At 40.4% G+C, this 12738-nt stretch carries 5 protein-coding genes and 1 pseudogene; 5 read left to right on the top strand and 1 reads right to left on the bottom strand.

The window, feature by feature from the left end; all coding sequences use genetic code 11:
• Positions 1 to 118: 118 nt before the first annotated feature.
• Together ACNOGP_RS20760 and ACNOGP_RS20755 are read left to right on the top strand one after the other, a co-directional pair.
• Positions 119 to 2290: a GH92 family glycosyl hydrolase gene (locus tag ACNOGP_RS20760; protein WP_418213615.1), complete on the top strand. Its 2172-nt coding sequence runs from the start codon at positions 119 to 121 to the stop codon at positions 2288 to 2290.
• 179 nt (positions 2291 to 2469) lie between these two features.
• Positions 2470 to 6489, top strand: coding sequence for a hybrid sensor histidine kinase/response regulator transcription factor (locus ACNOGP_RS20755; RefSeq protein ID WP_418213614.1), 4020 nt, complete (start codon positions 2470 to 2472; stop codon positions 6487 to 6489).
• Between the two features lie 43 nt (positions 6490 to 6532).
• On the opposite strand, the pseudogene ACNOGP_RS20750 reads toward ACNOGP_RS20755, so the two are convergent.
• Positions 6533 to 7066: pseudogene (locus tag ACNOGP_RS20750) on the bottom strand (anion permease); the annotation flags it as partial.
• Between the two features lie 216 nt (positions 7067 to 7282).
• On the opposite strand from ACNOGP_RS20750, the gene ACNOGP_RS20745 reads away from it, so the two are divergent.
• The 3 genes from ACNOGP_RS20745 (at position 7283) to ACNOGP_RS20735 (ending at position 12738) form a co-directional block, all read left to right on the top strand.
• Positions 7283 to 7873: an RNA polymerase sigma-70 factor gene (locus ACNOGP_RS20745; RefSeq protein WP_143868720.1), complete on the top strand. Its 591-nt coding sequence runs from the start codon at positions 7283 to 7285 to the stop codon at positions 7871 to 7873.
• 70 nt (positions 7874 to 7943) lie between these two features.
• On the top strand, positions 7944 to 8957 hold the full coding sequence (locus ACNOGP_RS20740) for a FecR family protein (RefSeq protein ID WP_418213613.1): 1014 nt from the start codon (positions 7944 to 7946) through the stop codon (positions 8955 to 8957).
• A 298-nt stretch (positions 8958 to 9255) separates the two neighbouring features.
• A complete protein-coding gene (locus ACNOGP_RS20735) occupies positions 9256 to 12738 on the top strand; it encodes a TonB-dependent receptor (RefSeq protein ID WP_418214786.1) in 3483 nt (1160 codons plus the stop codon).

The raw sequence follows: 12738 nt of genomic DNA, 5'->3' as shown, positions 1-12738 counted from the left end.
AGTATATTTGTCTGTATCCTGTCTTCCTAAATGGGAATAATTCTTTATTTTTGCAACATTACTTTTAATGCGACATTAACTTAACATTATATTTACCATGAAAAGAAAAGCCCCCTTTATGGCTATAGCTTTAACAAGCTTGTTTTTGTATTCTTGTACACCAACAGAAAAACAGGAAGTCAAGGATTATACTCAGTACGTTAATACTTTTATTGGTGCCGCTGATAATGGGCATACCTTTCCCGGAGCCTGTTGCCCTTTCGGAATGATACAGACTAGCCCCGTGACGGGAGCAGTCGGTTGGCGGTACTGTTCGGAATATGTTTATGAAGATTCTCTGGCATGGGGATTTACACAGACACATCTGAATGGAACCGGATGTATGGACTTGGGAGACATTCTCGTCATGCCGGTAACAGGTACACGTACTCGTGCATGGGATGCTTATCGTAGCCGCTTCTCTAAAGATAAGGAAGCTGCTACTCCGGGTTATTATACAGTTGAACTTTCCGATCCTCAAGTGAAAGCGGAGCTGACCGCTTCTATCCATGCAGCCCTTCACCGTTATACTTATCATAAAGCCGATTCCGCTTCTATTCTGATAGACTTGCAGCATGGTCCTGCATGGAGAGAAGAACAATATCACTCACAGGTCAACAGTTGTGAAGTAGACTGGGAAGATTCGCAGACACTGACCGGGCACGTCAATAACACAGTATGGGTGGATCAGGATTATTTCTTTATCATGAAATTCAATCGTCCGGTAGTCGATTCGCTTTACCTGCCGATGGGAAAGACAGAAAAAGGAAAACGCATCATTGCGACTTTCGATATGCAACCGGGAGATGAGCTGATGATGAAAGTAGCCCTTTCCACTACCGGTATAGAAGGTGCCAGAAAGAACTTGGAGGCGGAAATTCCCGCTTGGGATTTTGAGGGAGTGAAAACTGCCGCTCATGATGAATGGAATAATTATTTGAGTCGTATTGACATAGACGGTACGGATGATGAAAAGACAAACTTCTATACCTGTTTCTATCATGCATTGATTCAGCCTAACCAGATTTCGGATGTAGACGGTATGTATCGCAACGCTGCCGATTCAATAGTAAAAGCGGGAACGGGTGCTTTCTATTCTACCTTCTCTTTGTGGGATACCTATCGTGCTGCCCATCCGTTCTATACATTAGTGATCCCCGAACGTGTGGATGGTTTTGTCAATTCGTTGATCGAACAAGGTGAAGTGCAGGGGTTCTTGCCTATTTGGGGATTATGGGGTAAAGAGAATTTCTGTATGATTGGTAATCACGGTGTATCAGTCATTGCCGAAGCCTATCGTAAAGGATTCCGTGGCTTTGATGCTGAACGTGCTTTCAATATAATAAAGAAGACGCAGACGGTGTCTCATCCGTTGAAATCCAATTGGGGAGTTTATACAAAATATGGCTATTTCCCGACAGACCTGATAAAAGCTGAATCTGTATCTTCTACTTTAGAGTCGGTATATGATGATTATGCAGCTGCCGATATGGCACGTCGTATGGGTAAAGAGGAAGATGCGGCATATTTTGCAAAGCGTGCTGATTATTATAAAAATTTGTTCGATCCGCAGACGAAGTTCATGCGTCCCCGTAAGGCTGACGGAACTTGGAAGGCTCCATTTAATCCAAGTGCGTTAGGACATTCTGAAAGTATCGGTGGAGATTATACAGAAGGAAATGCATGGCAATATACTTGGCATGTACAACATGATGTGCCGGGACTGATCAGTTTGTTGGGTGGTGAAGGACCTTTCCTGAATAAGTTAGATTCATTGTTTACCGTTAAGTTGGAGGGCGAAAGTCTGTCAGATGTAACCGGACTGATCGGTCAGTATGCTCATGGTAATGAGCCTAGTCATCATGTAACTTATTTATATGCACTGGCAGGTCGTCCGGAACGTACACAAGAACTGGTTCGTGAAATATTCGATACTCAATACAAGAACAAACCTGATGGACTTTGTGGAAACGATGATTGCGGACAGATGTCTGCCTGGTATATGCTTAGTGCGATGGGATTCTATCCGGTAGATCCGGTGAGTGCAGAATATGTATTCGGTGCTCCACAATTACCCAAAATGACCTTACATTTGGCCGATGGCAAGACTTTCACAATCATTGCAGAGAATCTATCGGAAAAACATAAATATGTAGATAGTATAACATTGAACGGTGAACCTTATACGAAGAAAACAATCTCACACGAAGATATTGTAAAAGGTGGTACACTGGTGTATAAGATGAAATGATAAATGTGTTTCTGTATAGTTATTGGGTGATTATTTTTTTGTATTTGGGATATCTTCCTCAACCTGGATACATGAGGATTAATTTTAATTATCAGTTGAATATGAATACATTCGTAGTATTGCGTTTTTATTAAATTTTTCATATTTTTGCAGGGTATTTTTTGAATATTTGTGAAGATATGAATCGTTTTGTAAAAATGAAAAGGCTTTTGTTGTTTATACTCCTTTTCATTAATGCTACTGTAAGCAAAGGGCAGATTTATAAGTACATAGGACTGGAAGATGGTTTGAATAATCAGAAAATATACCATATCCAGAAAGACCGAAGAGGATATATGTGGTTTTTGACCCAAGAAGGGGTCGACCGTTACGATGGCAAACATATCAAGCATTACACCTTTTCAGACGATAGCATGAAGTTGGATTCGCGGATTGCCTTGAGTTGGCTTTATATGGATAGAAGGGATGTCTTATGGGTGATTGGTCAAAAAGGGCGGATTTTCAAGTATGATTCGAAACATGATAAATTCGACTTGACATATGTACATCCGGAGCTGATTAAAAATAAGTCGCAGGCGTTTCTTAATTACGGCTATTTGGATAGGAATGACCATATCTGGCTATGTTATAAAGACGTCCTTACTTGGTATGATATCCGTACAGGAAAAACACTACATTTGTCAATGCCGGTTCATGAGGAAATAACTGCTATTGAACAGACGGATAGTCACCAGTTCTTTATCGGTACGGGAAGCGGTTTGTTTCGTGTTAGAGTAGAAGGGGACGAACTGAAGCTGGTTGCTGATGAAGTAGTGAAAGGTATTGCTGCACCTGTACATGAGCTTTATTATCATGCCGTTTCACAACAGCTGTTTGTGGGAACTTACAAAGAGGGAATACTTATGTACGACATGGTTGGAACAGGAAAAATCATTCCTTGTCAATCCCCCAATAATGTAGAGGTTAACCAAATTGTAGCTTTGAACGCTCATGAACTCCTGATAGCTACAGGTGGAAAAGGAGTATACAAACTGGATGTGAATACAGCCATGAGTGAACCCTATATAACGGCTGATTATAGTAGCTATAATGGGATGAATGGAAACAATATCAATGACATTTATGTGGATGAAGAAGAACGTATTTGGCTTGCCAATTATCCCACAGGTATCACAATCCGTAATAATCGTTATCAGAGTTATGACCTTATAAAACATTCCCTCGGCAACAACCGGTCTTTGGTGAACGATCAAGTACATGACGTGATGGAGGATAGTGACGGTGATCTTTGGTTCGCAACCAGTAATGGTATCAGTCTCTATCAGACTAAAACAAAAGAATGGCGCTCTTTTGTAAGTTCGTTTGATCCGGTCATGGAAGATGAGAATCATATCTTTTTAGCACTCTGTGAGGTCTCTCCAGGTGTGATATGGGCTGGTGGTTTTACCTCCAATATTTATAAGATAGAAAAAAAGGGGTTTAAAATAAGTTGTTTTTCTCCTGCTTCTATTGCGGGAATACGTCCTGACCAATATATTTTTGATATTAAAAAAGATTCGAACGGTGATATTTGGTCCGGTGGATATTATCATTTGAAACGCATCAATCTTGAGAGTAAAAGTGTGCGTTTGTATTCAGGAATAAGCTCCATTACTACCATTTTGGAGAAGGATGTCCGGCGGATGTGGATTGGTACAAGAATGGGGCTCTATCAGCTTGATAAGCAATCTGGAATTTATCAGTACATTGACCTGCCCATTGAATCTCTTTATATATGTGCATTATGTCAAAGAGAAGACGGCATTTTGTACATTGGCACTCGTGGAGCTGGACTTCTGGTTTATGATAGCAATAAAGGAAAATTTGTGCATCAGTACCGAACTGACAATTGCGCGTTGATTTCCGACAATATTTATACGATTCTTCCACGTCAGGACGGTAAACTCTTGATGGGGACGGAGAACGGCATTACGATCTATTCTCCCGAGGAACATTCTTTTCGCAACTGGACGCGGGAGCAAGGATTGATGAGTGTTAATTTTAATGCAGGCTCTGCTACTGCTTATAGTAATAGTACGCTTGTTTTTGGAGGTAATGATGGTGCTGTTAGTTTTTCGACAGATATACAGATACCGGAGCCCCGTTATTCGCGTTTATTACTACGTGACTTTATGATAGCCTATCATCCTGTATATCCGGGTGATGATGGATCTCCTTTGAAGCAGGATATTGATGAAACTGACCGGTTGGAATTAGCCTACGGACAAAACACATTCTCCCTTGATGTAGCTTCTATCAATTATGATTATCCTTCCAATATTCTTTACTCATGGAAAATTGACGGTTATCATAAAGAATGGAGCCGTCCGAGCTATGATAATCGAATTCTTGTCAGGAATTTGCCTCCCGGCACTTATACGTTACAGATTCGTGCCATATCTAATGAGGAGAAATATAAAACTTATGAGACGAGGAGTATTCAGATTATTATTACGCCTCCGGTATGGGCTAGTGTGTGGGCCATGGTGGGGTATGCAATTCTGTTGGTGCTGGTTATGATTATCATATTCCGTATTATCATGTTGCACAAACAAAAGAAGATATCGGATGAGAAGACACGGTTCTTTGTTAATACGGCCCACGACATACGTACACCGCTTACATTGATAAAAGCACCGTTGGAGGAAGTTGTAGAAAATCATTTGGTGGCTGAAAAAGCGTTGCCACATATGAATATGGCTCTTAGAAATGTGGATACATTGCTTCAACTGACGACCAATCTGATAAACTTTGAGCGAATTGATGTTTACTCTTCTACCCTTTACGTCTCTGAATATGAGTTGAACTCCTATATGAATAATGTTTGTGCCACTTTCCGCAAATATGCCGAAATGAAACATATCAGATTTGTTTATGAAAGCAACTTTAACTATCTGAATGTATGGTTTGATAGTGATAAGATGGGGTCTATTCTGAAAAATATTTTATCCAATGCATTGAAATACACACCGGAAAACGGTAGCGTGTGTATTTATGCTTCTGAGGAAGGGACCACTTGGAGCATTGAGGTAAAAGATACGGGAATTGGTATTCCTTCATGTGAGCAAAAGAACTTGTTTAAGAACTATTTCAGGGGCAGTAATGTTGTCAATCTGAAAGTGACGGGCAGTGGAATCGGGCTTATGCTGGTATATAAACTGGTCCGGTTGCATAAGGGAAAGATCCAAATTCAAAGTGCCGAGCAGCAAGGAACTTGTGTGCGGATAATGTTTCCGAAAGGAAATAAACATTTTCGTAAAGCTAAATTCGTTTCTCCTAAAAAGATGGATGAATGTCCGGAAACTATCATGTCGGGTGAGGTCTCGAACTTGCCTACCATGAAATCTTCACAGATGAATAAATCTTCACAACGTGTTTTAGTGGTAGAAGATAATGATGAATTGCGCAATTATCTTGTTGGTATGCTTACTGCTAGTTATAACGTTCAGTCTTGTTCTAATGGAAAGGACGCACTTGTCATTATACGGGAATTTAATCCGGATCTTGTCATATCTGATATAATGATGCCGGAGATGAGTGGGGATAAACTATGTTCAACTATAAAGACTGATATTGAGATGTCTCATATTCCAGTTATTTTGCTGACTGCACTAGGGGATGAGAAAGATATACTCGGAGGACTGGGAATAGGAGCAGATGCTTATATCACCAAACCTTTTAGTGTGGGAATACTCAAGGTTACTATAAAAAACATACTTGCGAATCGCGCTTTGCTTCGTCATGTTTATAATAGTATTGAAGATGAAGAAGAGGATTTGCCAGCTAATTGCTCTAATACCTTGGATTGGAAATTTATAGCTTCAGTTAAGGAATGTATCGAGAAGAACATGGGGGATTCGGACTTTAATGTGGAGATGCTTAGCAGTCAGCATCATATGAGCCGTACGAGTTTCTACAATAAATTAAAGGTATTGACCGGTTATGCCCCGGCTGATTATATCCGGATGATACGTTTGCAACATGCTGCACAATTGCTAAAACAGGGTGGACATACGATAACGGAGGTTGCTGATATTGTTGGATTCTCGGATGTCAAATACTTCCGTGAAGTATTTAAGAGGTATTATGATGTAAGTCCAAGTAAGTATGCAGAAGTGGGGAAAGAGGTGTCTTCTTCGACAACTGATGATATGGAATAGTATATGGGAGAGAATAAACATTATTTTATCTCTGGTTGTTATGTGTTGCAAATAGAAACAAATAATGCCGGATGAAAGCGATAATGAATCCTAATAGTACATAGCGTGACTGTGTTCCGAAAGGTCGCAGCATGACACGTGCTAACAATACGTCCAGTCCGCTTTTAGTTGCTGCGATGGCAAGTATGAACCCACCTATAAATAACATAATGATAGGATCGGCAAAGCAGTGCATAATGGACTTATATTTGACTGTCTGCCCTAACTCATCAGCTGAAATATTTTGCGTGAGGAACCATAAGCTACTGTCTGAAACGGTAAGTAATAGTAATACAACAATCAATACGGAGGTTGTCCATGCGGGGATAGCTTCGAATACCCACATCAGTGTGGCAAAAATAAAGATGGAAATAAGTCTTTGTTCTATGACGGTTAATCCTTCTATTCCAAATGTATCAATAGGGAGGAACCATAAAATAAGGGAGAGAGTAATAGCCACGGTTAACTTTATGCATCGGGTTACCGTCCGGTTTTTTGCCAACCGTTTGGCTTTTTTCAAATCCTGATAAGCTTCCACTAAATGAAAGCCGTGAAAATCTTGTACATAATATTAGATTAAGATAAAATTAAAGAACGGTGCAAAAATAACTTTTTATTCCATATATAGTTATTCGGAGATAATTTTTTTCTTTATTTTTCTAGTTGAAGTGTCCGGCAGATATATCAATATAGATAATTAGGTCGTTTGCAACAAATTCTCTAAATTTGTGCCATTAACTTGACTAATACATTTATGGAGCATACTGAAACTTTAATAGTGGAGCAGTTGAAGACAGGCAATGAAGATGCCTATCAATACATCTATGACCGTCATTATGCCCTGCTGTGTCATGTCGCAAATGGCTATGTAAAAGATCACTTTCTTGCGGAAACCATCGTTGGGGATACAATTTTTCATTTATGGGAGATTCGTGAAACGCTGGAGATTTCCGTTTCCATCCGTAGCTATTTGTTGAGAGCCGTCCGTAACCGTTGTATTAACTATCTTAATTCAGAATGGGAAAAGCGTGAGATTTCGTTTTCATCTCTAATGCCCGATGAGATAACAGACGATAAAATGATGATATCCGATTCGCATCCGTTGGGAACATTGTTGGAACGTGAACTGGAAGAGGAAATATATAAAGCCATTGATAAATTGCCGGACGAGTGTCGTCGCGTATTCGATAAGAGTCGTTTTGAAGGAAAATCATACGAAGAAATTTCTCAAGAGTTGGGTATCTCTGTCAATACGGTTAAGTATCATATAAAGAATGCATTAGCATCTTTACAAAAGAATCTGAGTAAATATCTGATTACTCTACTTTTATTTTTTTTCGGGTAAAAACGAAAAAGGTCATATTTTGACTACCCTCAATTAAAAATCTACTGTCTCCTTTATAGAATGCAGAAAAATGGAAGAAGAAAAGAAACATATTGATGAATTGATTGCAACCTATCTGACCGAAGGTTTGGACAAAAATGCTTTAGCCGAACTGAAAGCATGGATAGCTGCATCACCTGAAAATGAGGATTATTTTATTCGGCAACGGGAAGTCTGGTTCTCTGCCGTGAGCCGTGAAGCCGCGTCGAAATACAATAAAGACAAGGCATTCGATACATTTAGGAATCGTATCGGGAGCCGGAAGCAAGTAGAGAAAGCTCCTCGCCGGGAATTCCGTTTGTCGACGTTGTGGCGTTATGCCGCGATTATCGCAGTCATACTTGCAGTAGGATGCTTCTCATATTGGCAGGGAGGAGTGAATGTAAAAGACACTTTTGCAGATATATCCGTAGAAGCTCCTTTAGGATCGAAGACCAAACTTTATTTGCCTGATGGTACATTGGTATGGCTGAATGCAGGTTCACGAATAATCTATTCACAAGGCTTCGGGGTAGATAACCGTAAAGTAGAATTAGAAGGCGAAGGATATTTTGAAGTCCGGCGGAATGAGAAACTGCCTTTTTCCGTTAAGACCAGAGATTTACAGTTGCAAGTATTAGGCACAAAATTCAATTTCCGCAATTATTCTGAAGATCATGAAGTTGTCGTTTCTTTGCTGGAAGGCAGGGTAGCGTTGAATAACTTACTGAAAAGTGAGAAGGAAACTTATCTTGTCCCTAATGAAAGAGCCGTGTTAGATAAGTCGAACGGGCTTATGAAAGTAGAGTCGGTAACGGCTTCCAATGCTTCGCAATGGACGGACGGTTATCTGTTTTTTGATGAAGAACTCTTACCGGATATTGTGAAAGAATTGGAACGTAGCTACAATGTGAATATCCACATAGCTAATGATTCATTAAATAAATTCCGGTTCTACGGTAACTTCGTCCGTCGGGAGCAAGGCATTCAGGAAGTATTGGATGCGTTAGCATCTACAGAGAAAATACAATATAAAATTGAAGAGCGCAATATAACTATCTATTAACCGGTTACCAGAGATTTATAATACTATGATTGTTTAACCTTGTAAATTTAAGAATATGAGTAAAGAAAATAATACTGAATAGTCTTTATCGAAATGAAAGGAGAGAAAATATAAAAAACCGGAAGATCTCGAACATCTTCCGGCCCCTGAATCTCCTTTTCAACAACTTTCAAGTGTGAATATGTTTTCAAGAGAGATGGTGCAAAGTTAGCAAAATACATCTCTTTTAAAACGGGTTATTCGAGTTTTAATTAAATAATTTGTTTATTTTATGAATTACAGGAAGAAGGCCATATTAATGGTCGTGGCTCTCTTTTGCCTTAACGTAGCAATGCTGGCCCAAGCTATTTCATTGAAAATGAATAACGTTTCGGTGAAGGAGGCGATGACTCAATTGAAAAATAAGAGCGGATATTCTTTCGTATATAAGGTCGGTGATCTGGATACCCGAAGGATTGTGAGTGTAGAGGCAAAACAGTTGAATGAAGCTGTTGATCAGATTTTGTACGGACAAAATGTTGTCTATGAGATAAAGGGTAAAAATATAATAGTTCAGAAAGGACAATCCCGTCAGAATACTTCAAAAGACAATAAAAAACATCGGATTACAGGTATTGTGAATGATATGAACGGTGAACCCATTATTGGTGCCACAGTGAAAGAAAAGGGAAGTTCCAACGGAACGGCAACCGATTTGGATGCAAGATTCTCGTTGGAAGTATCACCGGATGCAATATTGGAAATTTCCTATATCGGTTATCAAACACAAGATGTCAGTGTGAAGAATCGGAGCAACTTGATAATCACGTTGAAAGATGATACGCAGGCACTGGATGAGGTGGTTGTGGTTGGGTTTAGTACGCAAAAAAAGATAAACCTGACAGGTGCGGTAGAGAATGTATCATCAGATGTATTTGAAAATCGTCCGGTGGCTAATGTCACACAGATGTTGCAAGGAGCTGTCCCTAATCTGAATATTTCGCTTGCCGACGGTAAGCCTAATCAGTCCGCTTCGTATAATATTCGTGGTGTGACATCCATCGGAGCAGGTGGCAGCGCACTGGTCTTGATAGACGGTGTAGAAGGCGATCCGGCCATGCTAAACCCGAATGATATAGAAAGTGTGTCCGTATTGAAAGATGCGGCTTCGGCAGCCATTTACGGTTCACGTGCCCCGTATGGTGTTGTCCTGATTACAACAAAAGATCCCTCGAAGCAAAAAGATAAGTTCACTATCAATTATACGGGAAACTTTTCTTATGAAACTCCGTATGCAGTGCCGGATGTGGTCGACGATGGTTATGTTTGGGCATATCTGTTCCGTGAGGCAGAATTTAATTATCGCGGGATAGAACCTACCAGTATTAATAAGTCGCAGCCTTTTTCAAAAGAATGGCTGGAAACTTTCCGGCAGAGGAAATTAGCGGGTAACACATTGCAGACAGCAGTGGGACCTGACGGAAAGTACACATATTATGGAAATGAAGATTATTATGATGCGCTTTATAAAGACCACACATTTGCTCAGTCACATAACGTATCCATTAGTGGTTCTAATGGAAAAATCAGTTACTACACTTCCGCCCGTTTGTACGATTACGATGGTCTGTTCAATTATAACTCGGACACCTACCGTACAATGAATATGCGTACCAAAGTCAGTGCACAAGTATTCGACTGGTTGAAAATTTCTAATAATATAGATTATACTCATGACAAATATTCTCAACCGTTAGGGTACATCGGGCAGAATGAAGGTCTGGTATGGAAAGGTATCAATATGGAAGGGCATCCGTCCGAGCCGATTTTTAATCCTGACGGAACTTTAACCCATTCCGGAGCGCGTTCTGTTGGCGGATTAGTGACGGGGGACAACTGGATAAAGCGTACGACGAAAACTTTAAAGAATACAACTACCCTGAACGTAACGCTGCTGGACAATAAATTGCGGTTTACGGGTGACTTTTCTTTTCGTACAAAAGATTTTATAGAGGATAAGAAAACAACCGCTGTCCCGTATAGCGATTATGAAGGGGTAATTAAGTATTTGGGAACACCGGAGACCGATGATGAAATGTCGGAGAAAGTGCAACAGACCACTTATATATCCACCAATGTGTATGCTGAATATGAGAATACATTTGCAGGCAAACATTATTTGAAAGCTTTGGCCGGATATAACTATGAACAACAGGATTATAAAGCAATCTCTTCGGAGCGGAATGGATTGTTAATGCCTGATGTGGAAAATATCAACTTTGCTATGGGAGACAATATGTCTATAAAAAGTGATGGTAACCGTTGGCGATATGCCGGGGCATTTTTCCGGTTGAACTATTCTTATGATAACCGTTATCTATTCGAGGTGAACGGACGTTACGACGGCTCGTCGAAGTTTCCCAACAACTCGCAATGGGGATTTTTCCCTTCGGCTTCGGCAGCATGGCGTTTTTCGGAAGAAAAGTTCTGGAAAGTAAATCCTGATATTGTTTCCAATGGAAAACTGCGTGTCTCTTATGGTGCATTAGGGAATAGCAATGTGAAACCGTATTCTTATCTGGAAAAGTTCACATTGAAGACTTATTCTACTACCGGCTCTTCGAGTGAGGGACGTTACCTGGACGGTAAGGCACAACTACGTTATACGCTCAATCCGGATCAAATCCCAGATAATATCGGTTGGGAGACTTCACGAACCATAGACGCAGGTATTGACTTAGGATTTTGGAACAACAAGATTACGCTGTCCGCCGATTATTATGTACGTAAGACTGTTAATATGTATACGGTGGGTCCGACGCTTCCCGATACGTTCGGAGCGTCATCACCCAAAGGAAACTATGCCGATATGAGTACCTACGGCTATGAAATTTCATTGGGGTATAATGATTCGTTCCGTTTAGCGGGCAAACCATTCAGTTTCGGTGTTAAGGCAACCCTTGCCGACTATCATTCGGTGATAGATAAATACAATAATCCAAAACGTGACCTCGATGATTACTATGTTGGCCAACGTATCGGTGAAATTTGGGGCTTTGTTTGTAATGGCTTGTTCCAGTCTCAGGAAGAAATTGATGCAGCCTTTGACGGAAAGGGCTACAAAAACAATCTGATGCAGACATCTGTCAATTACATCACTTATCTGGGTGATATGCGCTTCGAAGACTTGAATAATACAGGCACTATTGATAATGGGGCTAATACGGTAGACTCGCCGGGGGACCGGAAGGTTATAGGGAACACTGAACCTCGTTACATATACACAATCTCGCTCAGTGCCGACTGGAATAATTTCTTCTTGTCAGCCATGTTTGATGGTGTGGGGAAACAAAATTGGTATCCCAGCGGTGAGAGTTCTTTCTGGGGACAATACAACCGCCCTTACAATCAGGTTCCGTTATGGCATTTGAACAATTATTGGACAAAAGATCGGCCGGATGCCTATTTACCTCGCTATTCGGGCTATTATAATCCGTTGTATAAAGGTACGGCTAATACACGCTACTTGCAGGATGTATCTTATTTCCGGCTTAAAAATCTGCAGTTCGGTTATAACCTGCCAAGGAAGTGGATCGCAAAAGCAGGTTTCTCTAAAGTTTCCGTTTACTTTTCGGGTGAAAATTTATGGTCGTGGTCTCCACTCTATCGCCACACGAAAGATTATGATGTGACGGTTGTTACGAAAGGATCGGATACCGACCTTACCTCCGGATCAAAGGGGGATGGTTTTAACTATCCGACGATGCGGAATCTCAGTTTAGGAATATCTATCACTTACTAA

This window comes from Bacteroides difficilis (assembly GCF_048319815.1).
Lineage (GTDB): Bacteria > Bacteroidota > Bacteroidia > Bacteroidales > Bacteroidaceae > Bacteroides > Bacteroides zhangwenhongii.
This window is presented reverse-complemented; position numbering and strand designations above follow the sequence as displayed.

Bases quoted from the DNA above. Each gene is read 5' to 3' on its own strand.
- ACNOGP_RS20760 (WP_418213615.1), top strand. From the start codon at position 119: ATGGCTATAGCTTTAACAAGCTTGTTTTTGTATTCTTGTACACCAACA.
- ACNOGP_RS20755 (WP_418213614.1), top strand. From the start codon at position 2,470: ATGAATCGTTTTGTAAAAATGAAAAGGCTTTTGTTGTTTATACTCCTT.
- ACNOGP_RS20745 (WP_143868720.1), top strand. From the start codon at position 7,283: ATGGAGCATACTGAAACTTTAATAGTGGAGCAGTTGAAGACAGGCAAT.
- ACNOGP_RS20740 (WP_418213613.1), top strand. From the start codon at position 7,944: ATGGAAGAAGAAAAGAAACATATTGATGAATTGATTGCAACCTATCTG.
- ACNOGP_RS20735 (WP_418214786.1), top strand. From the start codon at position 9,256: ATGGTCGTGGCTCTCTTTTGCCTTAACGTAGCAATGCTGGCCCAAGCT.